Genomic DNA, 18,493 nt, shown 5'->3' on the forward strand with positions numbered 1-18,493 from the left:
AAAGCCGACTTAAAGCCAGATAGTTTGAGAAGTGAATTTTTAGATAGATTGTGCTTTAGAGATAAAGCAATTGGATTGGGTGTATTGGTAGATTAACGGGCTTTCTCCGTATACGCATTGCTAAAGAACCTAGATGATAACGATTAAGTTTGTAAACTACAATATCGAGCCACATAAATATTTTTGCCATTTCTGTCACTATGCTTTGTTGTTTTACATACTAAAAAGAGCAATCTCAGTATTCCTAATAAAATACAGTCACAAACAATTAAGTTATAACGATTGGGATTATGACAACTCTATATATTGCTGAAAAACCTGAATTAGCAAAAGCTATTGTAGCTGGTATAAGTACATCATCGACTAGTAGAAATGGATACATCGAGTGTAATGACGGAACGTTAGTTACTTGGTGTTACGGGCACTTATTTGAGTTTGTAGCCCCAGAAAAAATTAACCCTGAATACTCAAAATGGACACTAAACTCGTTACCTATGAGTCTAATGCCAGTACCAATTCAGCCATCTAAAAGTGGATCACAACAAGCAAATATAATTAAAGGCTTATTAAAAAAATCAAGCTATGTCATTAATGCTGGTGATAGCGATGCTGCTGGGCAAAGATTGGTAGATGAAGTGTTGGAATATAACAATTATAAAGGCCGCACAGGTCGTATACTTGTAAGTGATCTTAGCCCAACGGCTGTTCGCAAAGCCGTTACTAAAATCAGACCAAATAGCAAATTTCAAGATTTATCAATGTCTGAGCTAGGACGGTCTATTTTTGATTATATCTATGGTATGAATTTAAGCCGTGTTTGTACTCTCGTAGCTCAGGATCTTGGTTATGATGGTATTTTGTCTATTGGGCGAGTACAAACAGCAATTCTAGGGTTGGTTGTTAAACGTTACCGCGCCAATAAAAAGCACGTAAAAACCCCATTTTATGATGTTTTTGCTATTTTTAATGTCAACGGTCAAGAGTACCGCTTCAAACTAGCCCCAAGTAAAGACTTGATAGATAAATTCCCAGATAATTTCGATGATAAGAACCGCATTATTGATCAGCAGTTTGCTAACCAAATTGGCAATTTTATTAATAGCCAAGGTACAGGGAAAATTACTTCTACCGATCATAAAATCTCAAAGATTCAGCCACCACTACCGTTTAGCCTAAGCTCATTACAACGCGAGGCAAGCCGTGTGTACGGTATTGCTATTGATAAAACATTAGAGTTAACACAGAACTTACGCGAAAAGCACCACCTAATCACTTATAACCGTACAGATTGTTCTTACTTACCTACAGAACACCACCAATTAGCTCCTACGCTTTTGGCTACGATCAATAAGCTTGTACCATCTTTACAGCCGGTAATCCCCTACACAGACCCAAGCATTAAGGGTAAGGCATTTAATGACAAGAAGATTGAAGCCCACCATGCTATTGAGCCAACTGAAAGCAACAAAGCAAACATCAGTGATTTAACAGAAGACGAACGTAAAATTTACGAGTTGATTTGTCGTAAGTACACCGCCCTATTCTTACCGCCAGCAGAAAACGCAGTATCTAAAGTGGAATTGGCCATTGGTAATTTCTTATTTAAGGCATCGCGCACACAAGAAATAAAAAAAGGATGGAAAGTCATTTTCAATAAAGATGGTGATATTACTAATGAAGATGATGATGCCGACGAAGATGCTGATAACGACAATGGTACAGGTGATCTAACAAAGCTTATCCAAGGCCAAATAGTCAATATTGATTCAACAGCACTAAAACAAGGTTTAACTTCACCGCCAGCGTTATACACGATGGACACACTTCTACAGGATATGAATAACGCTGGTAAGTATGTAGAAGATGCTCGACTACGTGAGATCTTGTTAGAACGAGATAAAGATAGTGCCCAGAATGGCGGTATAGGAACGCCAGCAACGCAAGCAGGTATCATTGCTAACCTCTATTCACGAAACTTCATCAAGAACGACAAAAAGAATGTTGTACCTAGTGTGATAGGTGAAGAATTGCATGATGCACTACCTAGCTTTGCTGTAAAAGTAGACCTTACTGCTTACTGGCAAGAACAAATGCTTATGCTTTCAAAAGGGACTTTCAGCATTGAGCAGTTCCAAGATCGTGTAGATAAGTTTGTAAATAGTGCTGTTTACAATATTAAAGAAAACGGGCTTAACATCAAATCAATTAATCGCGTTCACTACTCTTGCCCACAATGCCAGAGCAAGTTGCGCTTCATGTCTAAACATAAGTTTTGGTCATGCAGTAACTATCCAGATTGCACATCTTCATTTCCTGATATTGCTGGACGACCTGATCTCAATGCCAAGCCAAAAGCTAAGGCTGAGAATACAGAACACAATTGCCCTAAATGTAATAAACACAAATTGGGAAAGCGAAAGAGTGATAAAGGATTTGTGTGGTATGGGTGCACCGATTATCCAAAGTGCAAAGCCTCATTTACTTTAGATAATGGTGAATTTAAGCCACTTGAATTTAAAAAGTCTTCTCCGAAAAAACGTGCAACAAAGAAAAAATAAATGTTTAAATGCTTGCTGGTATAGGTATTCCACTATGCCAGCAACACTCAGACGTTAAGTGGTAAAATATGGAACGTAAAAACAAAACCATCATTCAATGGGTATATCAAAAAAGATTGTTTGGTCATTTATATTAATTGGCACTGAATCGTTACCAGTTTGTATGATTAATTGTGATTTTTTGACTTGTAAATTTTCTTTGTGAAAATAGAACTAGAAGTCAGCCATACAAATTTTATTTTTATAAATCACTTATTAAATTATTTTTTCAATGATATTTAAAGTGTTTTGATTTAATTTTGAATTTAACCATCATTGGATTAGGATTTTCATCAAATTTATTAAAAATACGATTCGAGCGAAAAATATTCGATAACCAATCTGATTTTATAGGAATAAAATTACTAATTTCAACTTCAAAAATACGATTAAAGTCCTTAACTATTGTCTCTAGTTCCAAATGAGTAAGGTACTTATCTTTTATTAACAAAGAACTACAAATAGAAAACTCACCAAGTAATCTATCTTTCTTACTCATATCCGCATCAAATATTACATCTGAGATACAATGACTTAGTTGCTGGTACATATTTAACTGATTGCACTCATTATTATCTAAGCGTATCGAAATTAATTTACCTACTTTATTAATGGAAATGTTTTCATCAACAATCGGCAGAAAATCCATATCATACTTTTTCAATAATTTTTCAGCAAAGTCACGATTTGAAACTTGCGTTTGATATGGATGATTATCGTCAATTTTAATTATTAACTTATCTTTCATTAATAAATCTAAACAGTTAATAAAATGTTCCAATTCTTCTTTTAGTTCTTTCATGCTAAATCGCTAGTGTTGTTAGTAGTTGATTCTATAAAAAAACGGGAAGCTAAAATTAGCTTCCCGTTTAATTTACTTTATTTTATTTTTGTTTTCTATTAAAAAATCAAAGACAACTGTTCATCTAAACTTTCTAACTGCGCTTCAAAAGAATCATCTATATATTCATCTTGATCAACATTATTAAGCTCGAAGTCTCCAATTACCATTTCATTTTTTAATGCCTTGTGTTCTCTATCACTAATACTATGATCCATCGCGTACCCTGTTAAATCGTCAGTCGCTACATGCGCCTTAAAATCATTCCAGTGTTGCGACAACTGCATCATCGTATTAAAGGCTATTGGTTGCGTTCCTGATAACTGAACAAGACCATTGGTTATGTAATAGAACACACTTTCACTACTATCGTACTGCTTACAAGTTTCACTCAATTCTGAACAAAACATTTCTACAAATATAGCAGCATCTAGTTCTGGTACTTCCATCACTTTAGATTTTGTAAACGGCACAATTTCTTTTTTATGACCTGTGAACAGATCTTTAATTGTTGGAATTTCAACACCTGCATTACGCGCCATTTCAATTAGTTCAGGATCAGATAATCCATCACGATTATGACGTTTTTCTTTTTTACTAATATCTTGTGAAGCAGGTAGTTTAATCCAGCGTTTTGCAGGAATTGACAACTTTGGTGCAGTTACTACTTCCCCAATCTCATAACGCTTACCGCAGTTATGGATTTCATGGTACTCCAGTAAAGCAGCAAATGCGTGAGGTGAAGCACTATATAACCCCCACGCTAGATCAATTTCTATTAGTTGTTGATAGTTAACCAACTCAAAACGGACAATGCCAGAGTTGAATTGATTTGCCCATTCACGCTCTTGAGCATCCAACGTTAACATGTAACGCAAAAGCTCTAAACGTGTTTCAAAACTAAAATAGACAGGCTGTAGAGGGTAAAAACCAGTTTCAATATCGAACGAACGTCCTAGCCAGTCTCTACGATCCATATCCCAACGAATTGCGTACATAAAGTCACGCAATTTGTTAACGCCGGCAAGATAACTAAAACGTTCAGAATCGCTCTCTATCATCGCTGTTAATGATTTATCTTTATCACCGCTAACCAGACAATACATGCATCCAAATCGTGCGCCACAGGCGGCAGATTGCCCCTTGTCGCCCACGTTTAATGCACATTCGCCAGAATTAGCACTTCGGTAAATATCAATCGTTTCATCGAATGATGGTGCGAATGAATGATAAAGCGCATTCTCGCTAGAAGAATCACAATATGTAAGCAACGCCCAAACATCATCAACCTCCCAATCGCAGATCGGCAATATTAGTAAGTCACCGTCTTCACCTGTAAGCACAGTGTTAGCAACATCACCGCGCTCTATCATTTTCTGTTTACGTTCTTCACTTTCATTCATGCGCGTACCAACGACTGAAACTAATTCACCAGTCAGTTTTGCCAACGCTTTTTTAGCTTTTTTGATCGGTTTTACTTTTAGATCAACTGAGCAATCACGAGTCATTCCAGGGTATCTCGGCATTTTGCCTCGCCCTAATGTCACGTAATGCCAGTGGGATGTTGTATCTGGGTGAACCTCAATAAACGTAACATCTAAATCATGCGTGTTTATAAAAACTTCAAGATTTTGCTGCATAATGTTGAAGTAGTCATCCAAGGCTGGATTTTCGATAGTCGTATTAGAATTAATAACATAGCAAGATGGCATGTACCCATATTTACGCTTAAAACGTTTAATGGCCTCAAGCGAAAGTACAAGGCAGCAGTTACTATCTTTGCCAAAACTTACACTTATCGCCAATCCTTTTCCAGTTTCAAGCACTGCCACCAGCTTATTAATTGAAAGCTCAGATAGCTCACGTACTTCATCACGCATAGATGGACGATCATTAGTGATTGTCACGTTCAATTCAGTAATTTTTGACCAAGCATTGTTACGAACTGCATAAGGAAGATTCAAATTATTAATAATATTTACAAGCTGAATATGCTCATTATGTTCTGAGTTAGTGATCCACATTAGATAATTCCTAGATAAGAAAAAGCCTCGTCATTTCTGACGAGGCTTAGTTAGATTGATAGTTTAGGGTATTAGATATTAATTGGAAAAATGCTTTGATAGGCGTTGTGTTTATTAATGTAACTTTTTCATGTTAACTGCAGTTATTGACGCTGTATGAGTACCAATAACTATCTGATATTTAGTGTAATTAGCCTTAAATGCATTAGAGCTAATAATGCAGTTAACCGTGTTTTTTGTTGCGTTTTGAATAACGCGCCCAAAGGATACAAAACCATTGCTAAATGCTAATTCAGCTTCTTCACCTCGAACAGTTACAACAACATTATCATCGTAATTAGATTGATTTATTGCACGTTCTATATTGGCACAATCAAATTCAATACTTGCTAATAGGTTCATAAGTTTTCCAGATAGGGTTTAGATTGATTACAAGTTAATGTTTACATTTTTAAATGGTATTAACGTAAGCGTGGTCGGATCATTAATTGTTGCAACAACAGCATAATCAATTCCACGGCTCTTTTTTGAACCATGAAAAGTAAAAACCATACCGGTTTGGTCTGCCATTGTTGTATCTAGGATATTAGTGTTGATGGATGGGTGTTTCTTGCATAGCTTAATAAAATTTATGGCAAACGTAGCGTACTTATATCTTACTTTTGCAGTTTGTAATTTTAAGCTACCTTTCAAATCACCAGTTAACTTAGAGTAAGTTAAGTAACATTTCACACTGGCATTTAATTTCTCAGCAGCGCGATTAGCAGCTAAAGAACAAAGGTTTAGTAGTTCATCTACTTGCTTTTTGTTAATAGCTTCATCACTTTTTAGTTTCGTCAGGTTAGAGATATTCATTAGTATTTTTTCACCAAAAAACCATTTTTAACTGCATCACTATATGTACCAGTGAATAACGCATCATCTTCTCTTATAAAGAGTAAATTACGACCCAACTCCCCTATCAGGGTGTATGTCATTTTTACTTTTTTATAGGAAATTTCGTTCGTTGCGTTAATAACGTCATATTGACGAAAAGTGTCCGATGGTTCTAAGTAAACGGGAGAGCATGGTTTACCAAAAAAGCTATAAGCCATAAGGAAATCAATTTCGTATTCGTCTTCAATACATAATAAGAAATTTTGCCCTGACACTGAGGTAAAAATATTGGGTATCGCCTCACAATTAATTATGGGTAATACTTTCTTCAACTCAACCATATATGCGTCATGCAGGGCTGTCGCTCGTTCAGAGCAAGCGTACTCTTTAAATGCCATTTTACGACCTTTAGATGTGATTAAAGCCCTCGAAAGGGCTTCAATTTATTGGGTAGTTAGATTTGATTAGTAACCAAGATCTTTAAGTTGTTGTTGAACATATGCCTGTTCTAAGTTGCTATCTAGTAGCTCCATTAACTGGATAAGCTCTGATGGTTCACCACAATTTTCAACATTACGAACTGCATTATTAATTAATTGCAGAATGTCAGAAGAAATAAGAGTGAAATCATATTCAACTTCATTTTCAGCAGTCTCAACAACTTTTGTTTTTGTTGGCTCTACTGTAACTTCGCTTGGTTTTTGATTCTCAGAAATAAACTCATTAATAAAACGTTTTGCTTTAATTAAACGAGCTTCATTAAAGTCAGTGAACGAAATGTTCATACCAGCTAACCACTTACGAAATGCATTATCAGCTTCGTCAGTAATATCACCGGTATTTTTCTTCGTTTCAGCGATGAAAGTCTTGTATTGATCTTCAAAGGAAATAGTAAATTCTTCCCATTCACCCTCTACTTCAATTGAGTTATCTTCTGCGTCTGCTTTAGTCTTAGCTTCTGTGTCTGCTTTAGTCTTAGCTTCTGCGTCTGCTTTAGCCTTGGCTTCTGCGTCTGCTTTAGTCTTAGCTTCTGCGTCTGCTTTAGTCTTAGCTTCTGCGTCTGCTTTAGCCTTGGCTTCTGCGTCTGCTTTAGTCTTAGCTTCTGCGTCTGCTTTAGCCTTGGCTTCTGCGTCTGCTTTAGTCTTAACTTCTGCGTCTGCTTTAGCCTTGGCTTCTTCATCTAAATTTTGTTCATTTTTTTCAGTGTCTTGTTCTTCATCATCAAACACTACAGATACCGGAGTATCAATTGTTTTAGATGAATATTCCGGCATATCTTCATTCTCACCAAAATCGACATTAATGCCGTAACGAGTAGCTTGAGAGATAGCACGGCCAGCAAGAATACGAGTTGGGCGTTTATCCCAAGCAGGTGTATTTTCTACTTCTTCATAGTAATAAACACGAATCCCCTCGAAAACACGACCATCTTTAAATTCAATATCAGCACGAACCCAATCAGGGATCATGTGACCTTCAATCATCTTAGATGGTACTTTTTCATCTGAATAAACAGTTTTATAATTTTTAAAATCTGAGTGGTTTTGAAGAACAAACAACCAACCATTGATCGTTAGATCGTAACTAATAACACCTTGACGCTCAATTGCGTACAAATGACCCATTAGGGGATCAATACCATATTGCTTACAGCGAGTAATAAGGCGAACAATTTGTGGTGTAGTTACAGGTAAAGCACTTACCCCATCGGCAAGACGACGACTATTGATGTTGCCAAAAACAGCATCCATCAACGCGCCATAATAAGCATTAGTAGCGATATTAAGTTTGTCTGCGAATGGATTAAGCATAACTTCTAAGGTTGGGTTAGCAGTTTGAGTATTAGTTTTTTGATTAGACATTAGATATTCCAGATAAATAGATAGTAAAATAGTTTATCTTAATTTTGGAAATTACAAAATTAAGATGTTGGGTTTGATTAGATATTGATACTTACAAAAACTATTGTGAAGCAGTGTTGAGTTAGAGATAACCCATGTACTTGAACATAATATAAGTCACAGACGCACAAGATGTTCCAAGTAACCCTGTTAAAGCAAAGATGTCACTTGTAAAAGAGACTAATGATTTAATCTCACGCTTGTTTTGAATAGATAGGATCATGTTTAACTCTGATAGGGTTATTAGATAAGTGGTAGATAAATAGATATTTTGACGGAGAATTAACCAAAGTCACCAGAAGCAAACTTAGTTGCTTTCGGTAATTCTTGATCGGTTTCTTGTTGGGTAGTTTGAGTTGTGGTTTTTCCTTTAGCTAAGGTTTTTACTTGTTCAGAACCAATATTGCTATTCGCTTTTGTTTCAAATTCAGCATCACAAGTATTTGTGTCACAAGTTTGAACATCAAAGGTCTTTGGTAGATATTTATTAACAATACGCTTAATAAAAGCAAAGATTGCTAACAGATCATCACGCAACGCATAAGGAAGTTGAATTATCATTTTTGGAGAAAAATGACGCTCAAATTTCACTGTCATCTTTTTCGCGTCAAAATCAACGGGAACTGAAACAGTTAATTTATTCCAAATGTATCGACCAGCTAGGAAAACAGCAGCTATTGGTAGAATGAAAAGTATAAAGAACGTAACTAGAGTGATAGTAGATTGCATATTATATTACCTTGGATAGATGGGAGTATTGGATTACGGAGCTTTCACCGGAAGATGCTTTTATAAACATGAGTACGTTATGAGGTAATGGCATAGCGCGTTCATGTGTACAAACAGTAGATGCAAGGTTATATGATTATAACGATGATGGTTAAATCTTAGAGAGTCATTCAGGACGAGTAAACGTAGATAAGCATTTAAGCCTTAGAACTTGGCAAGAGATTTACCGAGTTCCACAATGATATTTTCCAACGTATATGTTGTCAACAACTTAATATTGTAACTTACAATTTTAAATACGAATTATTTTTTACTTTAATTTTGATTTAGGAATTAACGTTGCTTGTTAAAAAGATGAATCAAAATGATAATTGGCGCATAAAGTTACTAATTTAGAGAAACTGAAAATGTTTGAATTTTTGTTTGATATTATTTGCCTACCATTAGATTTGTTTTTCGGTTTGATTGACCACGTTTTTAATAGTTTGGTTGAGGTGATTGTAGGTGTGTTTCTTTTAATCTTAATGCTGTTTAATGCGTATGGTGAGAACATTAGAAGAAACATGCCACGATTTTTCTGATGAAAATGCTCATTCCTGAAAATAACCAAAAAAAAGGAGCTTAATTAGCCCCTTTTTTATTATGCAGATCTAAATATTTCTATTTATCTCCTTTGCTCATCCCACTTTTAATTGCGGAAGAAGCAGCACCAGTCACGCCTCCCGTAGCAGCACCAGCAGCCGTATTTAATGCAGATTGTGAGCCCTTACTGGTATCTTCTGAGGTTGATTCAGCCATTTGCATTGGAGCAATCATCTTTACACCTAACCAACCAACAAACATGTACCAGACACCAACTAAGGTGTATGTGGCGTATTGACCTATGATTGTCATAGCAGCGAGAACATTTAATGAATCAGATTGTTCCATTGCAGAGTTAGACATAACGGCTGTGTGCCTAAATGACAAAATCACTTCGTCTATAAGATTACCGAGCTCCAAGAAGAACCTTGAGAAATCAATAGCAAAGTAAGCCACTAGCACTGTTAGTAATGTTTTAGGACTAAAACCAGTAAAGAACAAAATTAAAGGAATCGAAATAATCAAGACACCCTTAATTACTGAGATCACAAGTGGTGCAACTAGCTGATAGCCATGAACCTTTTGACTTTTGAACATTGAACTAATACTTGCAACACCACCATTCAGTACATGCCCTGCAGAATCCAAATCATCAAATGCCCCTTTTGTTAAAGACCACGCCATTTTTGCGTAATCAACTCCATCATTTGCAGCATTTTGCCAATCAGACATCGTTTGTGACGCTACATTTAGTATCGAACCTTTGTTATTAACGATATTAGAGAAAAGCAAACGGGTATTCTGTTCTTCACTATTTGTCGTATCGCCAACACTGATTGCTTTAAATTCATTCTTTGCATCACCGTTACGAACATCACTTCTCAGCTTGTTCTTGATCTCATTAGCTGCCTCAGCACACGTAATAACACCTACACCGTAATCCTCAGATGTACTAATGTTGGCATCATTAAATTGGATAGAGCCAGTAGAGCCAGTCCAATTATCCTTACGGATTTTCATTAGCATTGTGTTGCGATCACCGTCAACACCGTCAACCTTTCCATTGTACATATCTGTAATATCTTTCGAGTCAAAAGCGTAATCTTGGCCTTTGATTGATGTAGAACGTAAATTTTGATCTCTTGATTTACGATCTAGTGCTTGCGAATAACATTGTTTATTAAAATCTTTTATTAAATTTTGCAGTTTTGGGTTATCCGGCTCATAAGTTTCAATTTTCGAGAATGCATATCTCATTGATGTATGTGAAACACAAGGTAAAGCAGCTACGGACGCATTAGTTAAACCAATGCTTAACTGATTCATTAAACCAGTAGCAAGAGTTGGTGATGAAGCAGGTATCACACGAATAAACGGGTTATTCAAAAAGGCATTTTTATCTACTCCATTGAATATACCTAAGCCGTTTCTATTTGCGTCTGCCCCACCAGAACTACTTATAGAACCACCACCAACTAAACATGAGTAGTTCTTTACGCTAATAGAAGCCGGTGAAACTGAACCATTACTTGATAAAGGCTTACACGCAAACAACATAACCATAAACATCGTAATAATACCGACCTCTATGTGTTTATAAGCCTGTATAGCTGAACTTCCCTCGTCAACACCTTGCTTACGAGCTTGGCCAATAGCCGCTATCATTAAAATGATAAATGGAACTAAAAATAGTTTTGTCGCTTCTAAAATTGACCAGATCTCACCTGACAGATACGTTGCCAGCGGCAGCATAAATACATCACTAAGATCATTTGAAACCATTGTCATCATAATGAATACCTAAATGCTAAGACTGCTTGCGCCATTAGAGAGCTTACGATCTTCAATACGCTCTGATGTTAGTTTTTGTGCTGATGTTGTTGTACTAGCGCGGATCTTTAATTCCTCGTAATAATTTTTAACTGAATTATCGAGTAGTATTAATCGCTCTTTTGCAGTAGTCGAAATGGCTTCATTGTTAATTAGCTTTGAGTTAGATAAACCCGTTAGGATTATCTGACGTACTAAAACGATTTTGTTAAGAATACGGGCAGTTGCTAGCTCAGTAGAAATGTGATCTAACATTGCTTGTTGCATAACAGGCTTCTCACGACTCAGGTTAAGGAACATATTTCGTGTAATTGGATACGTTGAAGCACTGATAGATTCAAGATCGCTTGTACGGATACTGTTAGGTTTGTAATTACGCATTAATGCGGATAATTGCCCTTTGGCTATAACAGCCTCAGCATCAATTAGCTGTGATACTGTTTGTGGTGGTGTTGACTTAACTGAATCACACCCCTCACAAGAACGCATTTCAACTTCACCAATAAGGTTACGAGCAAAAGACTCTGCATCTAGCGCAGTTGGAAACTCTTTCTTTAGAACCGGCATAGCATTACCAGAACCACCGTTGACCACGCCACGGCACAAGCCAGTACCAGATTCAGTTAGCATACACCAGCCAGCTTTAACGGTTTGACTGACAACTTTTAATGCTGGTGTTGTTTTGCCACCGTATTTTTGACCATCAATACCTTTAACACCGCCATTACCATTTCGCAGTTCTTTGCTTTTCATAAAAGCACTAATATCAACTGATGTATTTGGACTTGCAGCATCAAGTAGCTTGTCGCCCATAGCTAGCTTGCCCATTACAGAATCAGGCGCGTTATCTACTAACAGATCTTGAACACCCTCACACGACTGCAGCGCAGATAAGTAATCGGTATAACCTGCGTCTACGCCGTGTTGTAGGAACTTAAATAGCCCTGGGTTTGCTTCTTGAATAAGACGACTAGCCAAGCCCATAACCGCCCCTTTCGCGTTAGTAATAACCGCATCAAACATCGTTGAAAGATTACCTTGTGCAAACGAGCTGCCCACGGCAATTGCTGGACTGAATGAGCCACAAGAATTACTAATATTTACGTTTGCACGGGCGAGATTGTTGTATTGACTTTGTTCTTTGAGCTTATCTAGCTTTATATGGCTAACGCTACGGGCAAAATCATCTTCCGTAATAAAAGAAGTCTCTTGTACGGCATAAGAGGAAGCAGACACAGATAAAGACAGAGCAACAGCAAGGGCTATACGAGAAATATAGGATGGAGAATTTGAATTTGTTTTCATTATGCTTATCCAGTTTATAAGATAAACATATTGTATGGTGTATGCGTCATCGCCCCTGTTTTAGACCGACAACGCAATATCTTTACTCTGATATTGTTGTTTGCAAAATCAAGTCACTTACCAACCACCGATATATGCGCCCTTTCTCTCACAGCAAACATATTTACGCCACATCTGAAACACATAGTTCCGACTATCTGTTTTGGGCTCATTTGTGCCAGCGTAATTACTCACACCACTAAAGGGCATCGTTGTACATTGCTCACCAGCAAATTTTTTTGGTAGCAATACTTTCCATTTACCATTTTGAAGATCGACTTTATTATCAAAGAATTGTTTACCGTCCGTAGATCTCCCCATTTTCATCACTGTATGAATACCTGACGAATTAGTTACCAACACACCAGCACGTAACGCTGATATAGCAGCACCGATAAATGGACTTGGATTTTCCGTTGTACCAATGCGAGGATAAAGCGATCCCCATAACGCACCAGCAGGGTTTGCGTCATAATCGTTGATTTGAACACTCGCTTTGTCAGTTATACTCATATACGCATAACGAAACGCATTTACGGTTTCCCAAATTCCTAAACGCCACTCAATATCTGTAAAGGAATGCATATATGTTTTGAATGGTGTTGCGCCTGAGTCGCAGTAACCGATCTGATTGTACATAGTGCCAATAATACTATCGTGCATAGTAATCAGTGGATTGCCCATTACATGAACATCATGAAAACCATCACCCTCCGAATCATTGTTATTCATCTTATTACCCTTGAGAGCAACTTTAGAAAACAGTGAATTACCAAGTGACTTTGCCACCTTGTTGTTTAGTTTGGCATAAGATGTGGGTGTATTGTTTATATCATGGAAAACCTCAACAATTGCATCAGGGCTATAGTGAGAAACTTTTAATGATGTTTTTACTGAGACTGAAAAAATCTCAAACTTTAGCCATATGCAGCCCCCAGTAATCTTCCAATCAACACATTGCAAATCAAAGCCAGCTTTCCAATCATCAGCTAAAGAAGACTTGCTATCATTTTTAAGTGTGACTTTTTTACCACCTACAGTTGTAACAATTGTATTTGCCTTATTATCCTCAGCAATCATGGCATCAAAACTATTATCACCTTGGCCAATGAACTGATTAACATCACTATAGCGGTCTTGAACGGGAAAATAGGAATTATCGGTATCTACGCCAGAATTGTTATTGTTGTTTGCCGCCATGACAGGCGCAGTAAACAGAGTTATAACCAGAGCAATAGCATTTATTTTAAAGTTAAACATTATTTACGCCCCACCTCTTTACGCCATTTTCTTACCGCATTAGAAACTGTGTCACCATAGACAACATACTCACCATTAATTACTACGGCTGGCACACTTTTAAGCTCATAATTCATAGCACTAGTAATACCAGTAGTAGTGTTCTTAAAAGCCTCTTTATTTTCTTTTGCCCATTCAATAACACGTTCTTTAGCGAATCGTTTGTAGTTTTGGAAGTTACCAAAACGTTTCGAATCGTATTTAGGTATAGATGCCGTGGCCTGTTCGCTTAAAACATCAATTTTGTTAATTACATTAACGACCAATCCCTTAGAGTTTGGTTTGACGTTAACAACACTAGATACGGTTTCGTTTGTAGTAAACACTTCAACAGTTTTTGGGCTTGGTATTGAAGCGAATGAGGGCGAACTGAAACAGACTGTGGCGATGCATAGGATTTTGAATCGACTCATGCTTTACCTACTACTCATTATGATTAATGACCAGATATTAAGCATTTAATGTTCAGTGTATGGTTTTAGTATGTTTAGTGCTTATTTGTAAGTTAGGTTTTGCAGATTACAAAATCAATTAGGTATGGCGGCTTTGTTATGACTATTTTTTTGTTACTGCAAATCTTGTTGCGGTTCTGGTAGATATAATACCTATTATGTCAAACCGAGGGAAAAAAGCATAAATTTACTTAATTTATAGGTTTGAAGGTTCATGGCAAAAAAATGATAGGGAGTAGGCGAGTTAATGTATAATCAGCGCGGGTGCTCTTGGCTATCTAGTCTTGAGCAACGAACAAAAATGTTTTGTGATAGGCCAGATAGATGAAAGCCCCGTTAATTTTAAATCAACGAGGCCGACAAATGACTCTAGACAATTCATATGTTAGTGCCTCTCACTATAGGAGGCAAGTAAAAATGCCAAAAAGAAACTTCCCAACAGGATTACTAATTGTGTGTCTCACATTATTAGTTGCATTGGCACTCGTCAGGGATGACTTGTGTGAAGTTCAGTACCAGGATGGTACTAAACTCTTTAAGGCGGTACTTGCCTACGAAGTGAGATAATCTAGCCTAAATGGTGGGGCAATCATGCCTCACCATTTCAGGTTTTGTTTAGTTACATTGCCAATGAGCACCCAATCCTCATACTTTAAAATCAGTCTCATTTAACAGTGGTTGTTAAATAGTGGTAATCAGGTAACAATAAATCTATTTCTGTGTACTTCAATATTTTCTTCTGCACGAAAAAACACATTCAGCATTAATTCTATTGGTTTGATTCACGAACGGTATATTGATACCTCACATTTACAATAGCTTGATAACTAACGGTGCCATTCTGGGCATATAATTCATCAATAGTCATAGACGTATTTTTTAACTTGGTAGAATTATATGTATTTCGCCATATATTAAGTTTTTTACTTAACTCAATACTGTTTAAGGTTTCTAAATTATCTCTAATGTTATTACCTGCGACCACTGCTGCACTTTTATCTTGCATAACCGCAGTTTTAAGTTGTTTATCACCTAAACGGTCGGAATGATTCCCTATATTTTGTGCAAAAATAGATGATGAGAATAAAAAGACTAAAGTGGCTAAAAATATTTTTTTCATAATTTGAGTTCCGTTTATTTATAATTATTTGTTTGCTACTGATGATTTATTAATGCACCAGAGTATGATTTATCCAAACTAACTGTTATCACAAAGTCGCTATTGAGATTTATGAGGTAATAATTTTTTATTGTGTTCAACAACCATTATTGCAATGGCTAAAAATAGAATATCTTTAACTAAAAAAAAGTTTGCAATAGGAACACCATCGACTATTTTCCAAGTATTTGGTGTGGTAAATAAGAAACTGAGTGTCACTATAAAAATAGCACTTGCAACAACACCTGAAATATAGCCAACCTTGGGATTAAAGAAACCATAAATAAGTCCAATTGCCACGACTATCTCACTAAAGCCCACAAGATTCGATACGGTTTGAACAGAGAAAAAATGGTATGTCCAACCCATTAAGGGATGATTTTTAATAAGAGGTTCAATTGCTACCGCTTCTGTTGGTGTAAATTTAAAAATACCAATCCACAATAAGACTAACACAACCCCAAAAACACCAACTTTATATCCTATTGTTGTCGCTGATGGCGCTAAGATTTTTTTTCTTGAAATATCCATACACATCCTTATTGAACTAAACTGTTTCGTTTAATCTAATGTGGCGGGAATCACATGTCAACCATTTTGAACTAAACAGTTTAGTTTGTTACAATTAAAAAAAACGGAGATAGAGGTTGATAATAATGAGTAAACAACAAGAAAAGCGATTGAATATGGGCTTGTTGCAAATAATCAAAGCAGGTAAATGAGTCCTACAACTGACTCATTATTACTGGAAAACAACGTCAACATTGAAGAGACGATTCATGAAGGCGGATCTCTCCCGCACAAGAGTTTGACGTTCATCATTGCGTAACCAAAAATCAAATTGGCCTTTGTTCAACATCCGTAATGATTCAAATCCCTGAATCGTTGACCATGCACGTTTTCGTATTTTAAATCCACCGGTGGCGACAATGAGTTTCTTAATAGGTGCGTGATCAGACTCGATACCATTATTGAGGTATTTTACTTGTCGTTGCTCAACATCCTCTCGTAATCGCCCCTCCTTCTTCAAGCGTGCAATCGCATTAGCATAGGATGAATGCTTGTCTGTATTTAGTGTTTTAGGCTGATTGCCTAAACTGTAATGTCTCAAACAACGCTTAAGGAACTGATAAGCTGCTTTTTTATTACGTTTGTGGGAAAAGTAGAAATCTAACGTTTCTCCGCGCTTATTAATGGCTCGATAAAGGTAGTACCACTTTCCTTTGACCTTAACGTAGGTCTCGTCTAGTTGCCATGAACTGTCAATTCGAATGAATTGATAACGGCGCAATTTCTTACGTAAAGCGGGACCGTACTGAATAAACCAGCGATATATGGTGGAACGATTCACAAGAATGCCGCGTTCGGCCAGCATATCACTCAGATTGGCATAACTCATGGGCGTTGAGCCGTACCAACGGACACACCAAAGGATGATGTCAGGAGTGAAGTGTTTCCATTTGAATTCGGAGTTGGCCATAAGAGAAGGCTCGGCAGAAGATCATACATAAGTCTGTACCTTTACCGAGTTTTTGCAACAGCCCCGGGATGTGATGGTTACTTACAACTTTCTGTTGGCTGACTAGAGGATTTGATGAGTTTTGTCATATAGATTAAACCATTGGTTTCTTCTTCAAAGCCTACTGGTTTTCGGTTTTCTGCAAATCCTGAAAACAATACATAGATTTCCTGATACGGCTCTCCTACCTTTATTGCTTTTTCTATTGCTGCTTGCTCTATGACTTCCATTTGTTTATGTTCGCCATTTAACCAAAAAATTTCATTTGTTCCACACGAACGAAAATCAGACACTTCACTCCCATATGTGAAATATCCCTCATATTGCTGTTTGTTGGGGACCGAACAACCAGACATTAAAAGTAATGTTATGAATGGTATTGTATTTGATAATTTCATTATTAATTCCTTAATCGTCTGTTAGTGCAAGTTAGTAATGTCACATAAAGCTTTCTTACGTTAAATACCGCCTCAAATTAGGAGGTGTTTTTGTATACTAGATTGGCTCATTCTTGATTTATTGTTGTTTTATATATGAAAAAGACACTGCGGCCAAGTAGTGTCTTTTTAGAGTAAGGATCGCTTATATATTTTAGGAGGTTGAGGGGGAACTCCACCTCTATACCCTTATATCATAAAATTGTTCGTACAATTTGTGATAGCGATCAATTATTTTTAAATGGAATATTACGTGTTAGATCGAATAAATTAATCTGATGTGAAATGTGACTAATTTGAAAATAGGTTCTGTCTTATCAACTTAATGATACCTTTTATCTTCATTTAGCTCGTACGTAACAAAGCCGTCATCATTGACGATGAAAACCCACGCATTAGAGCCTTCAACAAAACGATATTGATTTGACAACCCTGTTAGCTTAACTTTTTCCAAAAACTCAGGTAGAGCAGATACCTCAATAATAAACTCTCCCATCGAACGATTACTATCAAGGTCATTAGTAACTACGATATTTGTAGTCGACTCAGGAAGAATATTAGGTAACCAACCTCTTTCAAATAATTTATCTTCTTTAGCTTGCGCATAAGTTACATATTTGTTCGTAACTGCTTCAGAACAACCTATATGTTGTGGCTTAATGAACTTGTACACCTAAATAGGATAAAATATTCTTAATGTCAAAATGGTGTACATAATGAAAAAAGCTCGAACAACTTATTCAGTCGCATTCAAGCACGATGCTGCTAATTTAGTATTAAATAAAGGCTACACAATACAAGAAGCATGTAATGCTGTTGGTGTCGGATATACAGCAATGAGTCGCTGGGTTGCTCAGCTAAAGCAAGAACATGGTGGAATCACACCAAGTTCGAAGGCAATGA

19 protein-coding genes are annotated in these 18,493 nt (G+C 36.7%); 3 read left to right on the forward strand and 16 right to left on the reverse strand.

What is annotated here, in order from left to right:
* The first annotated feature begins 290 nt into the window (after window positions 1-290).
* Window positions 291-2,558 (forward strand): DNA topoisomerase, encoded by a 2,268-nt coding sequence (locus CIK00_RS15515; RefSeq protein WP_065207981.1) that lies wholly within the window; start codon window positions 291-293, stop codon window positions 2,556-2,558.
* A 268-nt stretch (window positions 2,559-2,826) separates the two neighbouring features.
* Here the strand turns inward: CIK00_RS15515 and CIK00_RS15520 are convergent, their stop codons facing one another.
* The 11 genes from CIK00_RS15520 to CIK00_RS15570 form a co-directional block, all read right to left on the reverse strand.
* A complete protein-coding gene (locus CIK00_RS15520; protein WP_065207980.1) occupies window positions 2,827-3,399 on the reverse strand; it encodes a hypothetical protein in 573 nt (190 codons plus the stop codon).
* 98 nt (window positions 3,400-3,497) lie between these two features.
* Window positions 3,498-5,462, reverse strand: a complete 1,965-nt coding sequence (locus CIK00_RS15525; RefSeq protein WP_065207979.1) for a phosphoadenosine phosphosulfate reductase domain-containing protein — start codon at window positions 5,460-5,462, stop codon at window positions 3,498-3,500.
* Window positions 5,463-5,576: 114 nt separating this feature from the next.
* The gene (locus tag CIK00_RS15530; protein WP_065207978.1) at window positions 5,577-5,864 is read right to left on the reverse strand and encodes a hypothetical protein; all 288 of its coding nucleotides are present in this window, start codon (window positions 5,862-5,864) and stop codon (window positions 5,577-5,579) included.
* 27 nt (window positions 5,865-5,891) lie between these two features.
* Window positions 5,892-6,317, reverse strand: coding sequence for a hypothetical protein (locus CIK00_RS15535; protein ID WP_065207977.1), 426 nt, complete (start codon window positions 6,315-6,317; stop codon window positions 5,892-5,894).
* Window positions 6,317-6,736 (reverse strand): hypothetical protein, encoded by a 420-nt coding sequence (locus tag CIK00_RS15540; protein WP_065207976.1) that lies wholly within the window; start codon window positions 6,734-6,736, stop codon window positions 6,317-6,319. The genes CIK00_RS15535 and CIK00_RS15540 overlap by 1 nt, the downstream gene beginning before the upstream one ends.
* A 66-nt stretch (window positions 6,737-6,802) precedes the next feature.
* Window positions 6,803-8,200: a recombinase RecT gene (locus CIK00_RS21450; RefSeq protein ID WP_193435478.1), complete on the reverse strand. Its 1,398-nt coding sequence runs from the start codon at window positions 8,198-8,200 to the stop codon at window positions 6,803-6,805.
* 321 nt (window positions 8,201-8,521) lie between these two features.
* On the reverse strand, window positions 8,522-8,968 hold the full coding sequence (locus CIK00_RS15550; protein WP_065207974.1) for a hypothetical protein: 447 nt from the start codon (window positions 8,966-8,968) through the stop codon (window positions 8,522-8,524).
* 660 nt (window positions 8,969-9,628) lie between these two features.
* Complete coding sequence (locus CIK00_RS15555) at window positions 9,629-11,341, reverse strand: conjugal transfer protein TraG N-terminal domain-containing protein (RefSeq protein ID WP_065207973.1); 1,713 nt, start codon at window positions 11,339-11,341, stop codon at window positions 9,629-9,631.
* Window positions 11,342-11,350: 9 nt separating this feature from the next.
* The gene (locus CIK00_RS15560; protein ID WP_065207972.1) at window positions 11,351-12,685 is read right to left on the reverse strand and encodes a hypothetical protein; all 1,335 of its coding nucleotides are present in this window, start codon (window positions 12,683-12,685) and stop codon (window positions 11,351-11,353) included.
* A 117-nt stretch (window positions 12,686-12,802) separates the two neighbouring features.
* Complete coding sequence (locus CIK00_RS15565) at window positions 12,803-13,984, reverse strand: TraU family protein (RefSeq protein ID WP_065207971.1); 1,182 nt, start codon at window positions 13,982-13,984, stop codon at window positions 12,803-12,805.
* Window positions 13,984-14,436, reverse strand: coding sequence for a DUF1525 domain-containing protein (locus CIK00_RS15570; protein ID WP_065207970.1), 453 nt, complete (start codon window positions 14,434-14,436; stop codon window positions 13,984-13,986). Before CIK00_RS15570 ends, CIK00_RS15565 begins: the two co-directional genes overlap by 1 nt.
* Window positions 14,437-14,892: 456 nt before the next feature.
* Here CIK00_RS15570 and CIK00_RS15575 point away from each other — a divergent pair, with 456 nt between their 5' ends.
* On the forward strand, window positions 14,893-15,042 hold the full coding sequence (locus CIK00_RS15575; protein WP_043128471.1) for a Hok/Gef family protein: 150 nt from the start codon (window positions 14,893-14,895) through the stop codon (window positions 15,040-15,042).
* 202 nt (window positions 15,043-15,244) lie between these two features.
* Here the strand turns inward: CIK00_RS15575 and CIK00_RS15580 are convergent, their stop codons facing one another.
* From CIK00_RS15580 to CIK00_RS15600, 5 genes are all read right to left on the reverse strand, one after another.
* On the reverse strand, window positions 15,245-15,595 hold the full coding sequence (locus CIK00_RS15580) for a DUF3316 domain-containing protein (RefSeq protein ID WP_065207969.1): 351 nt from the start codon (window positions 15,593-15,595) through the stop codon (window positions 15,245-15,247).
* A 99-nt stretch (window positions 15,596-15,694) separates the two neighbouring features.
* On the reverse strand, window positions 15,695-16,165 hold the full coding sequence (locus tag CIK00_RS15585) for a DUF417 family protein (RefSeq protein ID WP_101769600.1): 471 nt from the start codon (window positions 16,163-16,165) through the stop codon (window positions 15,695-15,697).
* Window positions 16,166-16,376: 211 nt separating this feature from the next.
* Entirely contained in the window at window positions 16,377-17,114 is a 738-nt protein-coding gene (locus CIK00_RS15590) for an IS6 family transposase (protein WP_065207968.1), read from the reverse strand.
* Between the two features lie 77 nt (window positions 17,115-17,191).
* The gene (locus CIK00_RS15595; protein ID WP_065207967.1) at window positions 17,192-17,551 is read right to left on the reverse strand and encodes a hypothetical protein; all 360 of its coding nucleotides are present in this window, start codon (window positions 17,549-17,551) and stop codon (window positions 17,192-17,194) included.
* Window positions 17,552-17,912: 361 nt separating this feature from the next.
* A complete protein-coding gene (locus CIK00_RS15600; protein WP_082960742.1) occupies window positions 17,913-18,263 on the reverse strand; it encodes a hypothetical protein in 351 nt (116 codons plus the stop codon).
* A 43-nt stretch (window positions 18,264-18,306) separates the two neighbouring features.
* Between CIK00_RS15600 and CIK00_RS15605 the strand changes: the two genes are divergently transcribed.
* On the forward strand, window positions 18,307-18,493 hold a 187-nt coding region (locus tag CIK00_RS15605; protein ID WP_167388570.1), incomplete at its 3' end, for a transposase.

It is taken from the genome of Photobacterium carnosum, assembly GCF_002849605.1.
GTDB lineage: Bacteria > Pseudomonadota > Gammaproteobacteria > Enterobacterales > Vibrionaceae > Photobacterium > Photobacterium carnosum.

Excerpts from the sequence above, each read along its gene's own strand:
- CIK00_RS15520 (WP_065207980.1), bottom strand. The coding sequence starts at position 3,399 with ATGAAAGAACTAAAAGAAGAATTGGAACATTTTATTAACTGTTTAGAT.
- CIK00_RS15555 (WP_065207973.1), bottom strand. The coding sequence starts at position 11,341 with ATGATGACAATGGTTTCAAATGATCTTAGTGATGTATTTATGCTGCCG.
- CIK00_RS15585 (WP_101769600.1), bottom strand. The coding sequence starts at position 16,165 with ATGGATATTTCAAGAAAAAAAATCTTAGCGCCATCAGCGACAACAATA.
- CIK00_RS15590 (WP_065207968.1), bottom strand. The coding sequence starts at position 17,114 with ATGGCCAACTCCGAATTCAAATGGAAACACTTCACTCCTGACATCATC.
- CIK00_RS15595 (WP_065207967.1), bottom strand. The coding sequence starts at position 17,551 with ATGAAATTATCAAATACAATACCATTCATAACATTACTTTTAATGTCT.
- CIK00_RS15530 (WP_065207978.1), bottom strand. The coding sequence starts at position 5,864 with ATGAACCTATTAGCAAGTATTGAATTTGATTGTGCCAATATAGAACGT.
- CIK00_RS21450 (WP_193435478.1), bottom strand. The coding sequence starts at position 8,200 with ATGTCTAATCAAAAAACTAATACTCAAACTGCTAACCCAACCTTAGAA.
- CIK00_RS15550 (WP_065207974.1), bottom strand. The coding sequence starts at position 8,968 with ATGCAATCTACTATCACTCTAGTTACGTTCTTTATACTTTTCATTCTA.
- CIK00_RS15580 (WP_065207969.1), bottom strand. The coding sequence starts at position 15,595 with ATGAAAAAAATATTTTTAGCCACTTTAGTCTTTTTATTCTCATCATCT.
- CIK00_RS15525 (WP_065207979.1), bottom strand. The coding sequence starts at position 5,462 with ATGTGGATCACTAACTCAGAACATAATGAGCATATTCAGCTTGTAAAT.
- CIK00_RS15515 (WP_065207981.1), top strand. The coding sequence starts at position 291 with ATGACAACTCTATATATTGCTGAAAAACCTGAATTAGCAAAAGCTATT.
- CIK00_RS15565 (WP_065207971.1), bottom strand. The coding sequence starts at position 13,984 with ATGTTTAACTTTAAAATAAATGCTATTGCTCTGGTTATAACTCTGTTT.
- CIK00_RS15570 (WP_065207970.1), bottom strand. The coding sequence starts at position 14,436 with ATGAGTCGATTCAAAATCCTATGCATCGCCACAGTCTGTTTCAGTTCG.
- CIK00_RS15575 (WP_043128471.1), top strand. The coding sequence starts at position 14,893 with ATGCCAAAAAGAAACTTCCCAACAGGATTACTAATTGTGTGTCTCACA.
- CIK00_RS15560 (WP_065207972.1), bottom strand. The coding sequence starts at position 12,685 with ATGAAAACAAATTCAAATTCTCCATCCTATATTTCTCGTATAGCCCTT.
- CIK00_RS15540 (WP_065207976.1), bottom strand. The coding sequence starts at position 6,736 with ATGGCATTTAAAGAGTACGCTTGCTCTGAACGAGCGACAGCCCTGCAT.
- CIK00_RS15535 (WP_065207977.1), bottom strand. The coding sequence starts at position 6,317 with ATGAATATCTCTAACCTGACGAAACTAAAAAGTGATGAAGCTATTAAC.